The following is an 18,271-nucleotide window of genomic DNA, read 5'->3' on the forward strand; positions in this document are numbered from 1 at the left end:
GCTCCCGCGCGGCCCTCTCGGCGTCGGTCAAACCGCCGCCCTGCGCGTACCTCACAGCATCAGGGCTACCGGAACGACCCGGACGCTGTCAGGCGAACAGCCCCGACATCACCCAATCAAGTTCAGTAGCCGACGGAAACAACCCGGTCGGGCCGACCGCCGTGGGCGATGGTCACTTCGTGGACCGCACCTCCCTCGGTCGTCATGCGAATCCGGTCGGGGCCCGTCCACACGGTCTCGCTGAGTTCGTTGTCCGTGGAGTCGCCGTTGAAGCAGCCGACACTCCGCCGGCGTTCCCGCGGTGGGTGCCCCTGATGGACGTAGACACACCAAACCGGGTCAAGGGAGCCGCTTTGTGTCACCACGACCAGCTTGCGGTTACCGCGGCCAGGGGCCGCTTCAGTCTTCAACGGCTCGTCCGAGCTACCGAACACCGCAGAGGCCCAGCCCCCCGATGAGCAGCATGGGGACACCGATGACGAGCAGCATGGTGACCAGGGGCACGCGCAGCGAGGACTCCGCCAGTCCCAAGAGGACCGACCCGGTTAGCGCGGCCAGGGCGAGCCATCCCAGCAGAAGGACGTATTCGTGGAGTCGGAGCAGTAGGACCAGCGCGCCGTCGTCCCCCGACGCAAGTCCGGCTAAGGCCGCGACGCCGAAGATGACTCCCACCGTCAGCAGCAGGAAGGCCGACGGTCTGCGATATCGAGTGAAGTTCATGATCCCCCGAACGATGTGAATCACGCAGTCTAAGGGGGAAGGCGGGGGCAGAGTTGGGTTGAAGGTCTCCGCATATCCCTTCAACGAGTCCGTCAATCCCGCTCGGTACAGCTGGATGCGGAAGTGCACCCGCACGAGCTAAGGGCTCGCTTCCATCCACTCGGCGGACGCACGGAACCGTGAGCTCCACAACGTCAGGCTTATCCACAGGCCGAATGGTCGGGTGCGTGTGGGGTGGGACGATCGTCCCCGATCTGGCAGAAGGAGGGTTGTTGATGTCTGCATCAGCGCTGATGGAGTTCGACCTTCAGTTGGACTCCGAGGACCCGGTCACGGTTCTGGCTGCGGCCTGGGACGTCTTTGGCATGACTACCAAGCTCGCAGACGACATCACGTTCGACGAGGGCAGTGACGAGCTGCAGGCGATGATCGCCGCACAGCAGTGTTCAGAGGGCCTCGATCGCCTTCCACTCCCGGAGACCGGAAGGCCAGTCACGACTCCGCCGCCAGAGCCGGGGGCCGCCGGTCTCACTCCGTACGTACGGCTGCTGGAGCACGTCAGCGCCGCGCTGACGCGACTGTCGGCCGGCCCAGTGGCAGACGAGGCATCGGCCCGCGCCCTGGTGAAGGGCGGAGAGCTGGCGTCCGGTGCGGCCGCGGCTCTGTCCTTCGTGCGGGAACAGTGAGCCGCATAGCCCGACGCCTGCCGCAGCCGTGCCGGCGAATGACTATCTGGCGGTGGTCTCCTCCACGACCCACGCGCTGTAGCCATCGGAGGCAGCGATCACGGGGAGCACGATCCACTCCGGTACGTCGTAGGAGTGCGTCTGCCCGACCCACTCCGCCAGAGCCGTCAGGCGGTCCTTCGTGGTCTTGAAGGACACGCGCCACTCTGTGGCCGTCTCGATGTTCTCCTTCCAGCGGTAGACCGCGGTGAGAGGAGCATCGATGTGCGCACACGCTGCCAGCCGGGCCCCCTACCGCGCCCTGCGCCAGTGCCCTCGCCCCTGCCTCGTCATCGATGGTGGTCTGTGCGATCACGATCTCGGTCGCCACGATGTCCTCCCGTGTCGTCTGCGTGTTGTGGTGTCCAAGGCCTACGACATCACAGGCTGCGGCCCGGCAGGGGTCGTGCGCAGATCACGCTCAACGTCCTGCCTGAACTCACTCAGTACGAGTTGTCGAGTTGGTCTACGAAGAATCGAAGCTCGCAAGCTCGGCGCCGGGACATGCCGTGTATCACGGCATCCAGGAACTCGCGTGCTTCGAAGGGGCTGCCGCAGCATTCCCACACACCGCAGCCGCCGTCCTCGTACTCACTCCAGAGGTTGCGGTACGGGTCCCGCACGAACTCGCGCCAAATCCTCACGGACTCGGCCGTGACGCCAGGCCACAGGTAGTTCCGGCTCCTCTCGACCCTGGCAACTTCGGCGAGAGCAGGCGGGGACAGGCCAGAAATAGGGGGTTGATAGGTGAGCCGGTGCCGCGGCCACTGCTCGGCGCGGACACGCCCGGGCCGTCTACGCGGCATGGGCCTTTCTGCAGAACATCATGGGGGTGATCCTGCCAGGACGGTTGCTCCAGGGCACCTGACTTGCAGCTCAGTCCCCGTTCGTCACGGCTTCGTCCCCTTCTTGTGGTGTGCGGGGCGGCTGTATGCCTCACCGGTGACGAGGACTCGTAGATGATCTTCCGATATGTCCCCTTCAACGAGCCCGTCGATCCGGCTTGGTACGGCTGGATGCGGAAGTGCACCCGCACGAGCGAAACGGCGCGCGTCCGCCAGCCGGCTCACGCGAGGAAGGGGCAGCTCCACAGCGCCGCGCTTATCCACAGGCGTGCCCACCGGGTGGTTGCGAGGTGGGACGATCGTCGCCATTCCGACATGAGAGAAGGGCTGTTGATGTCTGCATCGGTGCTACTGCGGCTGGACGAGCAGTTGGACTCGGAGGATGCCAGCGTCGTGCTGGCGGCGGCTTGGGACGTCTTCGGCATGATCAGCAAGCTCGCCCACAGCATCACCTTCGACGAAGGCAGTGACGAGCTGCAGGCGATGATCACCTCGCAACAGTGCTCGGAAGGACGCGACCGCCTTCCGCTGCCCGAGACAAGCCTGCTGGTCACGGCGCCGCCACCGGAACCGGGGGCCGCCGGTCTCACTCCGTACGTACGGCTGCTGGAGCACGTCAGCGCGGCCCTGACGCGGCTGTCGCGCGGCGAGGTGGCGGACGAGGCATCGGCCCGTGCCCTGGTGGAGGTCGGGGAACTGGCGTCCGGTGCGGCCGTGGCTCTGTCCTTCGTGCGGGGGCAGTGAGGTGGCGACGCTCGGGGAGCTGTTCGACGCCGCGATCGCACACCTGCAGGAGGTGGCGCAGACCCCGCTCGCGTCCGTCGCCTCCGATGAGCGTGCCGCTCTGGCCGACGAAGTCGACGGCCTGCTGTTACAGATGCAGAAGGGCCTTGGCCCCAGGGCGTACACCCCTGCTCCGACGACCTACGAAGACCAGCGGCGCCGGCGGGACCTGACCCAGGCGGAGCAGAACTTGGAGGACTGCCTGGGCGATGCGCGGAAGTCCCTGGGCACGGCGCGCCGGTACCTGGCCCCGCAGCCGGGGGAGGGCGGGCCGGCCGGCGAGCGGATCGCCTTGGCAGCACAGGCCGTGGGCGCCGTACGCGACACGATCAGCAGCCATCTCGGTCCCGACCGGGCCCCGCTGACGCCGTACGCCTACCTGCTGCGGCACCAGAAGGCGTTCGACTACCTCGCGCGGCGGTACTCCGAGGTCGCCTGGGAGGCAGGCCACGTCGTGCACCGGCTCTCCCAGGGCGCCGAGCATCCCGGCGCGGTCGACGCCTTCCAACAGGCCAGGACATCCCTCGACCACGCCTCCGTCTACGCGCGGGCGGCGACCCGCGACGCCGATCACGACCTGGCCTCCTTCCCTACGGCGCTACCCGTCGAACCGGTCCAAGCGGCGGCGACGGACGAAACCAGCGCCATCACCACCCGCCTCGCAGAGGACAGCGAGCGCCTCTCCCGCGCCGCGTACACCGCCCTGCACGACAGCGCGGAACACCGGCTCAGCGGCGCGGACCTCACCCAGATCTCCTCTTGGAACGCGATGAGCCGGCTGCTCGCTGGGCGGACCCTGATGCACGTCGCCGGGGAGATGACGGACGGCGCCGCAAAGGACGGTCTGAAGAGCGCTGCCCTGGCGCTTCGGGAGTCCTCGAGGGGCTGGGACAAGGCCGCCGACGCCTGGGGCAACGTCGTCGATACGGGCGATCCCCGGGAACACCCGCCGCTCCCGCCGCCGGGCTACGCGCAGGTCCGCCAGGGCAAGGCGGTGAAGATGCCGTCGACCGATCCCCATCCCGCGGTGGTGATCTCCCGTACCAGCGCGGTGCGCCTGGGCCAGCTGCTGTTCGGCCCCCAGTGGACGCCCAACCAGCCGCCGGGGCCGGCCAGGTCGGCCGCCGACATCGTCGCGGACGCCGGGGGAGCGGGAGCCCTCGCCGCGACCGCGTACCGGCTCTCCGCCACCGGCTGGCAGATGGCGGGCGCCGCCCCCTGGGTGGTCCGGCGCGCCGCGGCCGGCCTGGTGACCAACTCCGATCAGTACAGGCCCCGGGCTCTCGACAAGAGCCGGCCCTTCTACCCCGTCCACTCGCGGCAGGTCGAATCGCTGACCGGGGCCTACGCGGCGGTGATGGCCGCGGAGCAGAAGAGCGCAGCCGCGCTCCTGTCCGCCGCGCAGAGCGCGGGCACGCCCGTGCCGCGGGCGATGCTGGACGCTGCCGCGCACCGGTCGATCGCCCAGGAGCAGAAGTGGGCTCCCACGCAGCCGGTGCAGGCTCGGCAGCGGGTGCTGCCCCGGGCGTACGTCCCCACCGACCTGGCGATCGGGCGCCGTCCGGGACTGCGGCAGTGAGCCCGCTCGCGCACATGGGCAGTTCGGTGTCCGGACCCGCGAGAATCACCTCGTGAGTACACCAACGCAGTCCCAACGGATCGTCGGACGCGGCGTCAGCACCCTTATCCCGCAGAGCGCTACCGATCAGGCCATGGCCGCGCTCACCGGACTGGAGACCGTGCCCGTCCACATCGGACTCCTCCAGGCGGCCGCGCTCCTGCTGGAGGACGCCGCACGGACCGCTGCCGACGAGTCGACGAAGGCCGCCATGGCCAAGACGGCGGGGATGCTGCGGGCCGCCATGTAGCTATCCGTCGCTCGGGCACAGGTGTAGCCGTACCAGGTGGCAGGGTGACCGATAGGCGAACGGCGTGGTGGTCTGCGGTCTGGGCCAGTGCCTGGAAGGCCTGGACGTGGCCGGGGGCGAAGCGGGCGGCGCCGACGGCCGCCGTGACGAGGGCCTTGGCCCGCCCGGCAACGGTGCAGTACGGCCTACGGCCGGGCCCGGCTCGATGCCGTGCGGCAGCAATTGCTGCCCGGCGTCCCGGACCGACGTCATCCTGCGGTGGCGGGAGTAGGCCAGCTCCTGGCGGGACTGGTGATCCGCACCCGGAGGCGCGTCGCCACCTCCTCTGCGGCACGTACGGAGTCCTCTCGGGTGGCGTACGCCGTGCTGGAGTCATCCCCGCGTTCGCGGGGAGCAGGATTCGACGTCCAGGAGCGTGGTCCCGGCCGTGGAGTCATCCCCGCGTGCGCGGGGAGCAGAACCGGATCCGGTACAGCGCGCGGGCATCGGTGGGGTCATCCCCGCGTGCGCCGAGAGCAGCCGCAGTCGTAGCAGCGGGTCCGCTCGCGGGTGGGGTCATCCCCGCATGCGCGGGGAGCAGACCGTGACCGTCCGCGCCTCGTACACGGCGAAGGGGTCATCCCCGCGTGCGCGGGGAGCAGAATTGTCGCCTCTACGATGCGGCCTACTCCCCGGGGTCATCCCCGCGTGCGCGGGGAGCAGGGTCTTCAGGTCGCTGTAGCAGGCTTCGGTCGGGGGTCATCCCCGCGTGCGCGGGGAGCAGTGGTCCAGAGCCGCACCCAATTTGATGCACATGGGGTCATCCCCGCGTGCGCGGGGAGCAGTGCCCAAGAGCGTGGGGGCCAGCGCCGCCCGCGGGGTCATCCCCGCGTGCGCGGGGAGCAGCCGGTGAGTTCCCAGGCGGGCAACGGTTCGGGGGGGTCATCCCCGCGTGCGCGGGGAGCAGATCTGATCCGTGAGCGAGCGCGCCTGCACCTCGGGGTCATCCCCGCGTGCGCGGGGAGCAGCTCCGGCGCCTCTCGAACGAGGGTCACGTCCGGGGGTCATCCCCGCGTGCGCGGGGAGCAGTCCGTCCGAGTAGGACGACTTCCGCCACGTGCTGGGGTCATCCCCGCGTGCGCGGGGAGCAGGACGGCCTGGCATACGGCCGGTGGTCAGTGGAGGGGTCATCCCCGCGTGCGCGGGGAGCAGACTACGCACTCCAGGCCGGCCGCTCGGGATCCGGGGTCATCCCCGCGTGCGCGGGGAGCAGGTCACTTTCATGGCGACCGCTGACCTCGCGGCGGGGTCATCCCCGCGTGCGCGGGGAGCAGTGCACAGGGTGTGGTCGGCGGGTTCGGGGATCGGGGTCATCCCCGCGTGCGCGGGGAGCAGACTTACTGACCTGCGACTCCAGGTTGGCGGCAGCATGTTTTGAAGCACTTTCACCAACTCCGGCATATTTATCATTTTTCGCAATTCGGTCGACCAGGCCCACCGGGCCTCGCAATCAGGTTAGACACAGTGGGGGTCCTGGCCTCGGGTTGATTCGCATGACGTTGCCGCGACGGGTGCCAGCGGCCAACGATGGCTCCCCACCCCCTTCGGCAGCTTCTACAACACGCATTCCGGCCACTGCCTCGACCTGCCCGATGCCCGCCTCGACACCAGCACACAACTCCAACTGCAACGCCGTCAACGCACAAAGCCGACACCCCTCCGGCCTCGCCATACCCGTCGGAGCCACCGGCTAGCCCCCAGCCATTGACCCATGAACCTTTCTCCCTAGGAGAGGCCAGCGGTCTGCGTACCGGTGCCGGTGCCGGTACAGCATGTGCGCCACGTCCACCGAGGAGCATGCCGTTCTCCAGCTGGTGCAGACGATCACCTATGAAACATCGACATCGACGGCCGCTCCCTGCCGGCCCTGCGCGGCGGCGAGCCGGCGCTGGCCCGTGCCGGTGAGTTCTACGCTGCTCCAGGACCGTACGCTCCGGGCCAGCAGGCCGCCCTTCTCCAGCTGGGCAAGCTGGTACGCGACGGAGGAGCTCGAGCGAAGCCCGGCCATCACCCCGATCTCCCGGATGGTGGGGCCCCTCCCATGCGCCGCGATGTAGCCGGAGATGGACTCGAGGATCAAGATCCCGCGTCCTTTCAGCCGGATCACGCAGCCGCCTCCCAGTCGCACAAGCGGGCCCGACGCAGCAGCTCAGTGCGCGCAGCGGACGAGCGCCCGGGTACAGCCCAGTAGGGATGGGAGGCCAACGCGCCAGACAACTTGAGGAGCCGACGACGCAGCTCAGTAGAGCCCTGCCCGGGAACCAGCCGGGCGAGCGCCTCATAGGTGTGGATCCACTCGCTCTGGAGGCGGATCAGGTCGGAAGGGAAAAGCGGAGCCATTCCCTCAGTAGCTCACATGTTCGATTTTAATGCCAAGGCGAAGGCGACACCTCGACTGCACACCACTGTCCCGTCTCAGTGGTCCTTGACCGATCTCACCGAGGTTTGACCACCGGCCGGTTCGTCTCACCGAACTTTGGTCTCCTCGGAACCCTGCAGGTCAAATACGGTGCGGGCAAAGACGCCAGGACTGCCCTTCCCGACGTCGCCCTGACTGCTCAGGGCGCGGGCGAATCACGTATGCGCCCGGACCGGTGGGGTGCGAACATGCCGCATGAGCAGCTTCCTTCCCACCCTCACCGAACGCCGATCGCCCTGGGTCACCTTTACCTCCTCGGCCGATCCCTGGGTCGCTGCGGCCGAGGCCGAGCTGCGAGCCCGGGGTGGGATTGTGCTGCGGTTGGACGGCAAGGAGCTGCACGAGAAGGGATGCATGTTCCGGGCATTCGCCCGTGAGCTGGGCTTCCCCGGCTACTTCGGGCACAACTGGAACGCCTTGGTGGACTGCCTCGGCGACTGGCACGGGCCCGGGCACGGCAAACAGGACGTGGCGGTGTTGATCGACGGCGCAGACACACTGCTGGACGTGGAGTTCCTCGGTGTCCTCGTTTCGGTCTTGTGTGATGGCGCCTGGCGAGCCAACTTCATGGTCGACCTTGATGGTGAGCCGCACTCGTACGGTTCCCCTTTCGCGCTCCACTTCGTCTTCCTCCTCGACCACGTCGCGCCCGCCGATTTCACCGAGGCCGCAGCCGCAGACGAGGACGTGTCCGCGGCCGTAGTGGACGGCAGGCTGGTCCTCACCCTGACCGCGTGGGGCGGAGACCCTGTCTGGCCGCCGGCTGGTTACGACTCCCGGACGCCCTGAGCGGATACGGCGAAGCGCGCTGGCTGAAGCGCTACGTGCTCCGCTCGTAGACGCTGAACGACCCCGGTCTGGCGGTCAAGGTTCGGTGAGGGTTGCGACTCACACAATCACGGGGGTTTCTGCCACCCAGACCACCCGGCTGCCCCAGACAGCGGGGAAGCGCGGACAGGGAGGTCTCCACGCCACGGCCGTCGTTGTTCCAGTTCAGGCAAGGGCCTCTCGCCGTTGGGGACCAGCGGTGCAGCCGCCGGATCGACAGGGCGTGCCGGGGCAACTACTGCCCGGCACGGACAGGCTCCGACCTCTGAGGCCACGCTGAACGGCCGTGAACCGGACCGGCTACACCGCCGCCCGTGGGGTGCGGGTCGCTGTAGGCGGGGAAACCGCGACCCGGGGTACCGAGGACGCCGACTTCTGCGCCGGCGTTGCCGTGCCGGGTGGCAGGGTGACCGAGAGGCGGGCGGCGTGGTGGTCTGCGGTCTGGGCCAGCGCCTGGAGGGCTTGGAGGTCGCCGGGGGCGAAGCGGGCGGCGCCGACTGCTGCCGTGACGAGAGCCTTGGCCCGCTCGGCGACGTTGCCGTACGGGCCGACAGCCGGGCCGGGGCCGCTTCCGTGCGGTGGCAGCTGCTGCCAGGCGTCGCGGAGATCGGCCACTCTGCGGTGGTCGGAAGTGACCAGCTCCTGGCCCATGGGACTGGCGATCCAGTCCTGGAAGCGCTTCGTCACCTCCTCGGCCGCCCGTACGGAGTCTTCACGGGTGGCGTACGCCGTGGGGGGCTTCCGTTCGACGAGCCGCTGCATCGGCGCCTCGGCGGAGACGGCGGTCTCCTTGGCCGACGTCGCGGCGGGTGCCGGGGCGGGCTCGGCCCTGGCGGCGACGTCGCTGTAGGTGAGGGTCGCATCGGAGAGCTTGAGTAGGGCGTCGGCGGCGGGGAGGTCGCCCTGGAGGTGGCGGGCCAGTGCCGACGCGGAGGCCGAGATCGCCTCGCAGGCCCGGATGGACGCGGTCTTCCAGAAGCCCTGGAACCGGACGTCGGCCTTCAGGTTCTCCCAGTAGGGGCCGGCCTTCTCCTTCATCACGTCCCAGACGTGCCCCAGGGCACCTCGGACGGTCTGGATCCGCTGCCACTCCGGGTGGTTCTTGAGCCTGTCGGTGTGGGTGGCGGTGCCGGCCAGAGCCGTTGCGACGCCCGCTCCCGCCTCTGAAGCCGTCGGCGCCACAACCGGTGGTTCGGCAGGCGGCGCAGGGGCAGCTGCCGGCTTCGGAACTCCAGGGGCACCGGCGGCGGCCGGGTCGGACTCGGCAGCTGCCCGCGCACCGGGCTGCAGGACGGCCAGGTCTTTGGCTACGGCGGCCCGGATCTCGGCTGCGGGGACGGCGGGGACGAGGTCGTCCCAGGCGGCCATCGCCTCTTCGAACTCCGGCCAGTCGTTGGCCTCCGAAAGCTCGGACGGGTCGAAGCCGGCGGTGCCGCGTGATGCGAAGAGGACCTTGGGACTCACCTCCAACCCTTCCACAGGGTGGCCGGGCTCCACCCACAGGGGCATGGCGCCCGCTCCGGTATGGGCGGCGTCTGCGGCAGGGGTGGGGCCGGTTGCCTGGTCCGCTGGTGTTGCCATCGCGGGTACCTCCTTGGTGTCGTGTGGCGCCGCGGCAGGCGGCGGCGTAAGCAGCTGCTGTGCGGCGGGGCAGGGCCCTCTACAGCGGCTCGTTCAGTTCGGCTTCGCGGCGGCCGAGCTCGGCCGCCGCCGGGTGGACCGTGGCGGCGCTCGTCGTGTCGGAGAGCCTCACGTACAGGTCGAAGGCCTCGTCGCGGTCGGCCGGCGGCGGGACGATGAGCGGCGGCGGCTGGTGGGTGCCGGCCGCGCAGGCGGCGAGCTGGAGGCGGGGGATGAGGGCGTGGAGGGTGTTGATCCAGTCGGCTTCGGCGAGCTCGCGGCCGGGTTCTTCCTCCCCGGCGTACGTGCGGATCCAGCCGACGTAGAGGGCGGTGAGGTGTTCGACGACGGCGGAGTGCCGGTACCAGCAGTGCGTGATCGTGTTGTGGAGCTCGAACGCGGTACGGAGCCAGTCCACCCAGCAGCCGAGTTCCCGCATCCGCATCTGCCGCTCCTGGGGTTCCATGGCAACCCACACCCAGCGTTGCGGCTCGGCCTTCTTCGCGGCGGCGGCTCCGGGTGGTGACGGCCAGAGATCTGCCGGGTTCAGCGGGTCGGGCACGGATGCCTCCTGGGCTCGGTCATCGTCGTCTGTCTCCCTACTTCTTGGCGGGGGCGGCCTCGGGGGCCGTGAGGAGCTGCTTGAGGTCCTTGTCACGGAAGGTGAGGCGCATCTTCACCTTGATCGGCGGCAGGTTGGTGTACTGGGCGATCGCGGTGAAGTCGGGGAGTTGCTGGAGGGAGTGGACCGGGGCGAGGTCGGTCTCCGTGGCCTGGGTGTTCGTGGAGTGCTCGCCGCGGGAGCGGCCGTGGCTGGTCTTCATGACCTCGGTGCGCCCGTACAGCCCGGAGAAGTAGCGCAGGGTCTCCAGGTCTCCGCAGCCGGGCAGCAGCATGCGCAGGCCGCTCGCCGACAGGACGGTGTTGGCCTTCTGCACGCCGAGGGATTCGCGGAGCTGGGAGAGGTCGTGCCAGACCGTCAGCATGGCGATGCCCATGCCGCGGCCGGTGGTGAGGATGGCGGGCAGGCGCGGGTAGCGGAGCATGTTGCCGGCTTCGTCGACGAGGAAGCCGACGGCCGGGTCGATGGGCTTGCCGGTGGAGTTGTAGCGGGATTCGGCGGCGTGGATCGCGCCCGCGATCAGGGAACTGATCAGCGGGGCGAAACGGTCGGCGTCGGCTTCGGAGGCGATGACGCAGATGGTGCCCCGCCGTTCGAGCCACTCCTCGAAGGTGAAGTCGGAGCGGGCGCAGGTCTCGCGTACCTCCTCGTCGGCGAAGACGCGGGCCAGGACGTTGAGGCTGAACTGGATGGAGCCGACGCCGTCCTCGTGCAGCCGCAGCCAGGGGGAGGCGTAGTCCTCGGCCACGTCGGTGAAACCGTGCGCGAGGAGGACGGCGCGTACGTGGTCCACGGCGTCCTTGCCGAGGGAGATCCAGCGGCGCAGGTCGGCGATGCCGCCGCCGGAGAGGTGGGCGGCGAGCAGGATGCCCTTGAGGACGCTCTTGGCCTGGTCGACCCAGGGTGCCCCCCGCTTGTCGCCACCGGAGGCGGAAGCCTCGGCGAGCCAGGCCGCCATCCGGTCCGCGGCCTTCGCGTCGGCGCAGTACGCGACCGGGGACCAGTGGTCGCCCGCGCGGCCGGGGATGCCGGCCGGGGCGATGACCCAGACGGGGCCGATGGCCCGGCGGCGGGCGTGGATGACGTCCAGGTCGGCGGCCTTGGTCGTGGTCACCACCAGGGGGCCCTGCCACTCGGCGGCGTTCGGCAGGACCAGGCCGGTCGTCTTCGAGGAGCCGGGTACGCCGAACACGGTCGCGGAGATGTTGGGCTGTGCGGCGACGATGTTCTTGGTGCGCAGGCCTCGGCCGGCGGTGATGCGGTTGACCCGCTTGGTCGGCTCGTTCGCCGCGTACATCTTCCGCTCGACCTTCGCGCCGCCCCACTGGGCTCCGCCGGAGCGGGCGCCGAAACCCGACAGGGCGCTGGAGACTTTGACGATCACGGCGCCCAGGGCTAGGACGAAGAACACCGTGAGCGCGTAGAACAGCCACGTCGGAGGCGCCGGGTGGTAGACGGAGCCCGGGCCTTTGACGAGGGCCGACAGCACCGTGACGGGAACGCTGTCCGTGCTGCCGATCCAGCCGTTGCCGGACAGGAGTCCGGCGAGCGGGCCGGCCAGCAGGACCGAGCTGCCGACGGTGACGACCAGGCCGGCGCCGTACGCGGCGAGCAGCGTGTTGTCGTCCAGCCCCGGGGCGGACGGGCCGGAGCCGCGCTCGGGCACGTCAGATCACCATCTTCTCGTCGGTCTCGAAGAGGCGTTCCTCGGTGCGGGAGAGCATCAGTTGGACGGCGTGCGAGCCGCCCCCGCGCCCGACCTTCCACAGCGCGCGGCCGCGTTGCCCCGCGCCCCAGGAGCCGATGAGGCCGCATTCGGAGTCGGTCAGGCCGATGGCCTCGCGGGTGATCTGGAGGGGCCGGGTGTCCTGGGCGAGCTGGATGCGGGTCTCGCAGGAGGCGATGAGGTCGCGGGCGATCGCGACGGCCTCGGAGCCGGCCGCGCCCACACTTTCGAAGTCGGAGAGGCGGTGGGTGGCCAGTACCTGGATGGTGCCGGTCGCCCGGGACAGGCGCAGGTCGGCGTCGATCTTCTTCACCATCGTCGCGCCGCCGGATCGCATCTGCCGCCACAGTTCGTCGCGTACGACGATCCACGGCCGCTGACCGGGCTGGTCGATGGCCGACTGAGCCCACGTGGAGACACAGGACAGGACCATGGCGACGGTCTCGTCGCCGTACTCCTGGAGCGCCGAGATGTCGACGGACTGGATGGGGGCGTCCCAGTCCAGGTCGATGGAGGTGGCCTCGTCGAAGAGCCCGCCGAGGTGGCCGGTGACCATGCCGCCGAGGGCGGAGCGGATGGAGGCCATCTGTTCGCGGGCCCGCTGGATGTCGCCGTCGCGGATGCGGAGCTCGCGGGCCATGACGTCGGTGGGGTCGCGCAGGCGGTCGTAGACGAGGGGGAGGGTGGGGACGGCGAAGCGGGTGGTGCCGTGCAGCTCGCCCGTGACCTCGCGTACGGCTACGTCGAGGGCTTCCTCCTCCTGGGGCTGGAGGGTGCGGCGGAGCTGGAGTTCGAGGAGCGCCTTGAGGAGGGTCAGGCGCCGGCGGTGGATCTCGGTGAGGCGGGATTTGAGTTCGGCCGGGTCCTTGATGAGGTCGAGGCCGGCGCCGAGGGGTCCCGCGTCCAGGGGGTTGAGGCGGCCGGGGAGGCCGGGGCCGAGGCGTACGGGTTCCACGCCGAGGTGGCGGCACATCGCCTGGTACTCGCCCTTGACGTCCCCGGCGATGAGCGTGCGGTGCCCGAACGCCATCAGGCGCAGGGAGAGGGCTTTGACGTGCGCGGACTTGCCCGAGCCGGGGATGCCGGTCAGCATCACGTTGGGGTTGGTGCACAGGCCCTCCTTCACCCAGACCGCCGGGTGGGCGCTGAAGGCCTCGGTGGTCAGGACGTTGCGGCCGATGTACGCGCCGATGGGCGGCAGGCTCGCGGCGTGCAGGTACGGGTACATCCCGGCGGCGTTCGCGGTGTCCGCGCGGACGACCTCGGTACGGGGGAGGGCGGCGGCCCGGCCCGCGAAGGGCTGGGTCCAGCCCTTCCTCGGAGCCAGGCGCATCGCGGTGTCGGGGTCTTCGAGGAGGCGGGCCCGGCGCTGTTCTCGGGCGGTGCGCTGGACCGGAACGGGTACGGGCGGGCGGTCGGCGATGCCGGCGGCCTCCTCGATGCCGATGGCGTCGAGGAGGGTGTCCCCGGGGGAGCGGCGGCGGGAGAGGAAGCCCATCTCAGAACCCCATCCGGCGGTCGGGCAGGCCCTGGCCGAGCGGGAGGGCGCCGGTGGCGAAGCCGGTGTCCTGGGCGCCCCACATGCGGCGGACCTCCAGCCCGGAGGCGGCGGCGTCCGCCTGGAGTTCGGCGCAGGCGGTCTCCAGCTCGCCGAGCTCGGTGACGGTGACGGTGAGGACGGCCGTCATCCGCAGGACGCCCTGGCCGGCGGCGCGGGCTACGTCCTGCTGGCGGGAGATGGCCTCCTCGCGGCGCTCGTCCTCGCTCTCGTCGCGGCCCGACTTGGCGCGCAGGTGGCGGGCGGAGCTGCGCTTGGCCTTGTCGCGGGCCAGTTCCTGGCGGGCCCGGCGCGGGCCGATCGGCTCGTAGAGGAGGGTCATCGCGCGGCGGGCGTTCTGCCGGGGGCGCAGGAGCGGCTGGAGGATGGTCGCGTAGACGGCGGCCTGCGGCCAGGTGCGGACCTGGTACGAGACCGACCAGGCGCCGTCGTGCCGGTAGACGCCCCAGGCCGTCTCGGTCGCCGCCGGACCGGCGAGATCCACGTCGAGTCCGGGCTCGGTGCCCGTCCAGCCGGGTGCCTGGGCGGCGGCGCCCCGGGTGGCGAGCATCTGCTGGGCCTCGGGGTCGTACGCGGTGCGCACGGTCGCCGCCACCTTGCGGGGCGGCAGCCACTCGACGACCTGCAGGCTCGCGGTGGACAGGGCCTGGCCCATGGCGTGCAGTTCGCGTACGAGGACGGCCGCGGCGCCGACCTGGCCGCCTCCCGCGCCCTTGACCGCGAGGCGGGCCCGGGCTGCGGAGAGGGTCACCGTCAGGTAGGTCTCGCGGGTGGCCGCGGCCGGGCCCGCTCCGTCCATCAGCTCGGCCAGGGCCGTGACGGCCGCGGCCGGGGCGTCGGGGGTGACGTGGCGGGCGGTCCAGGAGGCGAGGGCCGCGCCGTCGTCGGGCAGGCACCGCTGGTGGACGGCGATGCGGGTGACGGGGGAGTCCTCGGTGCAGTACGAGCGCAGGAAGGCAGCCCAGGAGGCCACGCGTGCGGCCTGCTGGTCGGTGTCGACGAGGGCGAGGCCGGGGAAGGTGATGCGGGCGATCGCGCTGTAGGTGCCGGCCACGGGGTCGTGGACGACCCCGAGCTGCCCGCCGAGCCCGTCGGGGGCGTCGAGGATGCGCAGGCGGGCCAGGATGCCGGGGAGGTCCATCGGCTGGCGGCCGGTCTTGGCGGAGCGGGGGGCGAAGGCGCCGGAGAGGAAGAGGTTGCGTCGGGTGGCCACGGAGATCTGGTGCCTTACTGCGAGGGAGATCCATTCGTCGGCGCTGAGCCCCGCGACCCGGCCGAAGGCGAGGGCGAGCAGCAGCAGCGCGAGCGGCACGCATACGAGCGCCGCCTGCCAGCCGACGTTGAACGGCAGGAGCGCGAGGAGCGAGGCGGCGGCCACCATGGCGAAGCCGGGGCCCGAGAGGCGGCCAATGAAGCCGGTCGTCTCGGACTGCCAGCCTCCGTAGGAGACGGGTTGCGACATGTCATCTCTCGCTTCAGGGGGCCGGGTCGGTGGGGGCCTTGGGCTGGTCGGTCGGGGCCTTGGCCAGGGCGGTGGGGGCCTTGGCCGGGTCGGTCGGGGCCTCGGCCCGGTCGGTCGGGGCCTCGGCCGGCGCCCCGACGGGAACGGGCTCGGGGGCAGGTGCTCGACGCGGGGCGATCACGACGTGCCGTCCGCCGCCGCCTCCGCTCTGGTCGAGGCCGGCGTGGGCGGCCGTACTGGACAGCCCGGACTCCAGCGAGTCCTTGCCGGCGGCCACGACCTGCAGGCCGAAGGCGGCCACGCCGAGCGCCTTGCCGCCGAAGCGGGCGGCCGATTTGGCTGCCCCGCCGCCGCCACCACCGGGCGCCGAAGCGGCGGCCGTGGGCGTGGAGTTCTCGGACTCCAGGGCCTTGGTGTAGCCAGAGCCTCCACCGACGGATCCGGCGCCGCTGGGGTCGGGCCGGTAGCCGCCGGTCGAGGAGGAGGCGGAGGAGCCGATCGAGCTGATCCACCCGGAGGCCATGGCGCTGCCCGCGCCGCTGGTGGTGAAGACCATGAACTTCGCCAGGACCGGCCAGCAGAAGCAGGCCGCGAGGAACATGACGAAGCCGACGAGCATGTTCTGCACGCCCTTGCCCTCGGACATCGCGAAGAAGCCGATGGAGAACACGCCGACGATCGCGGGCTTCATCAGGACCAGGGCGATGAAAGCGTTGCGGGCCTTGGGCCACCACTCGGCGGTGGTGTCGGAGAGCTGCCCGGCGAGGGTGATGGGCATCGTCGCGATGATGAGCACGATGCCGACCTGGCGCATGAGCATCTCCACCCACAGGGCGGCGACCGCCAGGATGCAGACGATGCCCATGACGATGACCACGCCGACCGCTGAGGTGGCCACCGTCTCGCCTGAGATGATGGCCCCACCGATGGTCGCGGTGCCGCCGCCTCCGCTGATCAGTCCGCCGAAGAGCGTGCCGAGCTGCTGCTCCATGGCCTTCGTCGCGGAGTCGTGGCCGCTCCCGCCGCCGTCGAAGGTGTAGTTGATGATCCACGTCGAGACGGCGTCGGACCAGTCCAGCGCGGTCTGCGCGACGACCAGGTAGACGGAGGAGATGACGGCCCACTTGGCCAGCCCGATCAGCGCGGTCGCAGCCGGCCCGCCGTTGTGGCTGACCGCCACCTTCCCGAACTGGAGCAGCATGAGGAAGACGGCCAGGGACGCGGACAGCGCGGTCATCAGGGCGGTGAATTTCCCGGTGCCGGTCTCGCTCAGCTTGATGGAGGAGACCTCGTTGAAGAGTTTTGCGAACTCCGACAGCAACCAGACGACCGACTTCCCGATGTAGGAGGCGGCCTCTTTCAGGGCGTTCGAGGCGAACTCGGAGAACTTGCCGGCGACCCACTGCACCGGCCCGTCGTAGGAATCCGGGAACTTCTTCTCGCCGTAGTACAGGCATGCCGTAAACGGCTTCTTCTTCACCACCACACAGTTGGTGACGTACTCGTTGAGCTGCTCATAGTTCTTCGCCTGCTTGTCGGGAAAGCCCTTGCGCCATCTCTCCAGGTGGCGGACCTCGGCTTCGTTCTGGTCCTCCGGAGTGCAGTCCCGGGAACCGTTGCCGTCGGCGCCCTCGCAGATCGGAAGGGTGCCGGGCAGCTCAGCCGCGTCCGCCCGCCGGCACAGAGCCCGGTCATCAATCCGGTCGACCAGGCAGTACTTTCCCTTCGGATCGAGGCCGACCGTCTCCTGCTCCCAGCCCTTGGGGATGGGATCGGGCGGTCCGACGGAGGAGTGGTGCTTCGGATCATCGGCAGCGACGGCAACGGACACGGAGGCGCCCGCGCCCAGGAAGGAGAGCAGGACGCAGAACAAGACGAGGGCGCGGGAGGTCCGCTGGAACCGGTCAGTCGACATGGCGGACCTGGACCCACCCGTCATTCCAGGCGAAGCGGCTGGTGGGCTCGTATGCGACGGGGAAGGACCGCAGGGAGTCGAACTCGTCGGTGAACCTCCAAGCTCCGTCCTGCCACTTCACGATGAAATCGACCATGTCTCCGCGCAACGGATTCTCGTCACGGCCGCCCTTGGGGCCGGTGGCGAAGCGGTCGTAGGAGAGCCAGACCTGCATGACGTCACCAACCGGAAGGCCCGGAACCTTGACGGTGGTGGCCCGCGTAGCGTTGACAGCCGTGGTGAAGGTGATGTCGGCCGAGATCCCCCCGGAAGGAGGCAGACCGAGCGCCTCACGCATCCTGCGGATCTCGGAGACCCGCTTGTCGACGTAGCCCGGTGAGTCCTTGGAGGCGACGGCTGTGAGCTGCTGGGCGGCCTTCTCGTCGTCGAGCCAGTCGTACTCCTCCCAGAAGTAGACGACGGCCGAGATCCCACCACTGGGCGAACCGGGAAAGCCGGTGGACACGCCGTCCTTGTGGCCCGTGGGCTTCCGGAGCGTTGTCTTCTTTCCCTTCTCTGGGGTCATCGGGCCGTCGGCGGACGGACCCGTGCTCGTCAGCGCGGGCCTGGTGGTGGACGGGCGGGCTTCAGCCTGCTGCTTTCCCTTGGCGTCGTCGTGCATCAGGGTGGCCGCGGTGAATCCGCCGGCGACCAACAACGCGGCCACGGCGACGACGACGGCAGCGAGGACGAATCGAGCTCTACGAGCCTTGAGCCCGTTCGACGAGTCCACGGAGTCCACGGAGTCCACGCTCAGGCGCTCGTCATGGTGAATACGGCCAGCACCAGCGAGGACGTCAGCCCGATGCCGCCCGCGCCGATCAGGCTCCATAGCACGCTCTGCTTGCCCCGGGCCGCCATGGGGGCGCGCTCCGTGTTGTGGCCGATCGCGACCAGGGCCCAGCCGCTGAGCCCGCCGAGGACGGCGAGCGCGAGGCCGCCACCGGCGGTCCACGCCAGGATCGTCTTGACCGGGGTGTTGACCTCCTTCGGCAGCGCCGGCTTGAAGTCGGGGACGGGCCCGACAGCGTCCGCGAGGACGGTCACGCCGGGGTCTGCGGCAAGGGCGTACAGGCTCGTCAGGAGCTGGCTCATGTGCGGT

Annotated in this window: 16 protein-coding genes and 1 CRISPR repeat array; of the genes, 5 read left to right on the plus strand and 11 right to left on the minus strand. The window is 70.2% G+C overall.

Annotated features, from left to right (window positions below; genetic code table 11):
- Window positions 1-423 precede the first annotated feature (423 nt).
- Window positions 424-720, minus strand: coding sequence for a hypothetical protein (locus AC061S_RS25120; RefSeq protein WP_478688157.1), 297 nt, complete (start codon window positions 718-720; stop codon window positions 424-426).
- A 275-nt stretch (window positions 721-995) separates the two neighbouring features.
- Here AC061S_RS25120 and AC061S_RS25125 point away from each other — a divergent pair, with 275 nt between their 5' ends.
- Window positions 996-1,406, plus strand: coding sequence for a hypothetical protein (locus AC061S_RS25125; protein WP_478688158.1), 411 nt, complete (start codon window positions 996-998; stop codon window positions 1,404-1,406).
- A 42-nt stretch (window positions 1,407-1,448) separates the two neighbouring features.
- Here AC061S_RS25125 and cutA read toward each other — a convergent pair whose 3' ends face one another.
- Complete coding sequence (gene cutA / locus AC061S_RS25130; protein ID WP_478688214.1) at window positions 1,449-1,688, minus strand: divalent-cation tolerance protein CutA; 240 nt, start codon at window positions 1,686-1,688, stop codon at window positions 1,449-1,451.
- Window positions 1,689-2,623: 935 nt separating this feature from the next.
- Here cutA and AC061S_RS25135 point away from each other — a divergent pair.
- The 3 genes from AC061S_RS25135 to AC061S_RS25145 are packed head-to-tail and all read left to right on the plus strand — an operon-like array spanning window position 2,624 to window position 4,941.
- Complete coding sequence (locus AC061S_RS25135; RefSeq protein ID WP_478688159.1) at window positions 2,624-3,034, plus strand: hypothetical protein; 411 nt, start codon at window positions 2,624-2,626, stop codon at window positions 3,032-3,034.
- 1 nt (window position 3,035) lies between these two features.
- A complete protein-coding gene (locus AC061S_RS25140) occupies window positions 3,036-4,652 on the plus strand; it encodes a hypothetical protein (RefSeq protein WP_478688160.1) in 1,617 nt (538 codons plus the stop codon).
- Between the two features lie 52 nt (window positions 4,653-4,704).
- Window positions 4,705-4,941 carry a hypothetical protein gene (locus AC061S_RS25145; protein ID WP_478688161.1) on the plus strand — a complete coding sequence of 79 codons (237 nt, stop codon included), beginning with the start codon at window positions 4,705-4,707 and terminating at the stop codon, window positions 4,939-4,941.
- Between the two features lie 368 nt (window positions 4,942-5,309).
- A CRISPR array of direct repeats spans window positions 5,310-6,315; the repeat unit is 29 nt; unit sequence GGGGTCATCCCCGCGTGCGCGGGGAGCAG.
- A gap of 493 nt (window positions 6,316-6,808) precedes the next feature.
- Here the strand turns inward: AC061S_RS25145 and AC061S_RS25150 are convergent.
- Complete coding sequence (locus AC061S_RS25150; RefSeq protein ID WP_478688162.1) at window positions 6,809-7,060, minus strand: LexA family protein; 252 nt, start codon at window positions 7,058-7,060, stop codon at window positions 6,809-6,811.
- A gap of 534 nt (window positions 7,061-7,594) precedes the next feature.
- Between AC061S_RS25150 and AC061S_RS25155 the strand changes: the two genes are divergently transcribed.
- Window positions 7,595-8,188, plus strand: a complete 594-nt coding sequence (locus AC061S_RS25155; protein WP_478688163.1) for a barstar family protein — start codon at window positions 7,595-7,597, stop codon at window positions 8,186-8,188.
- A 339-nt stretch (window positions 8,189-8,527) separates the two neighbouring features.
- Here the strand turns inward: AC061S_RS25155 and AC061S_RS25160 are convergent, their stop codons facing one another.
- The 8 genes from AC061S_RS25160 to AC061S_RS25195 form a co-directional block, all read right to left on the minus strand.
- Entirely contained in the window at window positions 8,528-9,808 is a 1,281-nt protein-coding gene (locus AC061S_RS25160; RefSeq protein WP_478688164.1) for a hypothetical protein, read from the minus strand.
- A gap of 79 nt (window positions 9,809-9,887) precedes the next feature.
- Window positions 9,888-10,409, minus strand: coding sequence for a hypothetical protein (locus tag AC061S_RS25165; protein WP_478688165.1), 522 nt, complete (start codon window positions 10,407-10,409; stop codon window positions 9,888-9,890).
- Window positions 10,410-10,446: 37 nt separating this feature from the next.
- A complete protein-coding gene (locus tag AC061S_RS25170) occupies window positions 10,447-12,135 on the minus strand; it encodes a type IV secretory system conjugative DNA transfer family protein (protein ID WP_478688166.1) in 1,689 nt (562 codons plus the stop codon).
- Between the two features lies 1 nt (window position 12,136).
- Window positions 12,137-13,693, minus strand: coding sequence for a type VI secretion protein (locus AC061S_RS25175; protein ID WP_478688167.1), 1,557 nt, complete (start codon window positions 13,691-13,693; stop codon window positions 12,137-12,139).
- Window position 13,694: 1 nt separating this feature from the next.
- On the minus strand, window positions 13,695-15,215 hold the full coding sequence (locus AC061S_RS25180) for an SCO6880 family protein (RefSeq protein WP_478688168.1): 1,521 nt from the start codon (window positions 15,213-15,215) through the stop codon (window positions 13,695-13,697).
- 13 nt (window positions 15,216-15,228) lie between these two features.
- Window positions 15,229-17,130: a hypothetical protein gene (locus AC061S_RS25185; protein WP_478688169.1), complete on the minus strand. Its 1,902-nt coding sequence runs from the start codon at window positions 17,128-17,130 to the stop codon at window positions 15,229-15,231.
- A complete protein-coding gene (locus tag AC061S_RS25190) occupies window positions 17,120-17,911 on the minus strand; it encodes a hypothetical protein (RefSeq protein ID WP_478688170.1) in 792 nt (263 codons plus the stop codon). Before AC061S_RS25190 ends, AC061S_RS25185 begins: the two co-directional genes overlap by 11 nt.
- Before the next feature lie 11 nt (window positions 17,912-17,922).
- A complete protein-coding gene (locus AC061S_RS25195) occupies window positions 17,923-18,264 on the minus strand; it encodes a hypothetical protein (RefSeq protein WP_478688171.1) in 342 nt (113 codons plus the stop codon).
- Between the last annotated feature and the right edge of the window lie 7 nt (window positions 18,265-18,271).

The sequence above is a fragment of the Streptomyces sp. CA189 genome (assembly GCF_056428985.1).

Coding starts and splice junctions, on each gene's coding strand:
- AC061S_RS25120 (WP_478688157.1), bottom strand. CDS start 720: ATGAACTTCACTCGATATCGCAGACCGTCGGCCTTCCTGCTGCTGACG.
- AC061S_RS25125 (WP_478688158.1), top strand. CDS start 996: ATGTCTGCATCAGCGCTGATGGAGTTCGACCTTCAGTTGGACTCCGAG.
- AC061S_RS25135 (WP_478688159.1), top strand. CDS start 2,624: ATGTCTGCATCGGTGCTACTGCGGCTGGACGAGCAGTTGGACTCGGAG.
- AC061S_RS25155 (WP_478688163.1), top strand. CDS start 7,595: ATGAGCAGCTTCCTTCCCACCCTCACCGAACGCCGATCGCCCTGGGTC.
- AC061S_RS25160 (WP_478688164.1), bottom strand. CDS start 9,808: ATGGCAACACCAGCGGACCAGGCAACCGGCCCCACCCCTGCCGCAGAC.
- AC061S_RS25175 (WP_478688167.1), bottom strand. CDS start 13,693: ATGGGCTTCCTCTCCCGCCGCCGCTCCCCCGGGGACACCCTCCTCGAC.
- AC061S_RS25180 (WP_478688168.1), bottom strand. CDS start 15,215: ATGTCGCAACCCGTCTCCTACGGAGGCTGGCAGTCCGAGACGACCGGC.
- AC061S_RS25185 (WP_478688169.1), bottom strand. CDS start 17,130: ATGTCGACTGACCGGTTCCAGCGGACCTCCCGCGCCCTCGTCTTGTTC.
- AC061S_RS25195 (WP_478688171.1), bottom strand. CDS start 18,264: ATGAGCCAGCTCCTGACGAGCCTGTACGCCCTTGCCGCAGACCCCGGC.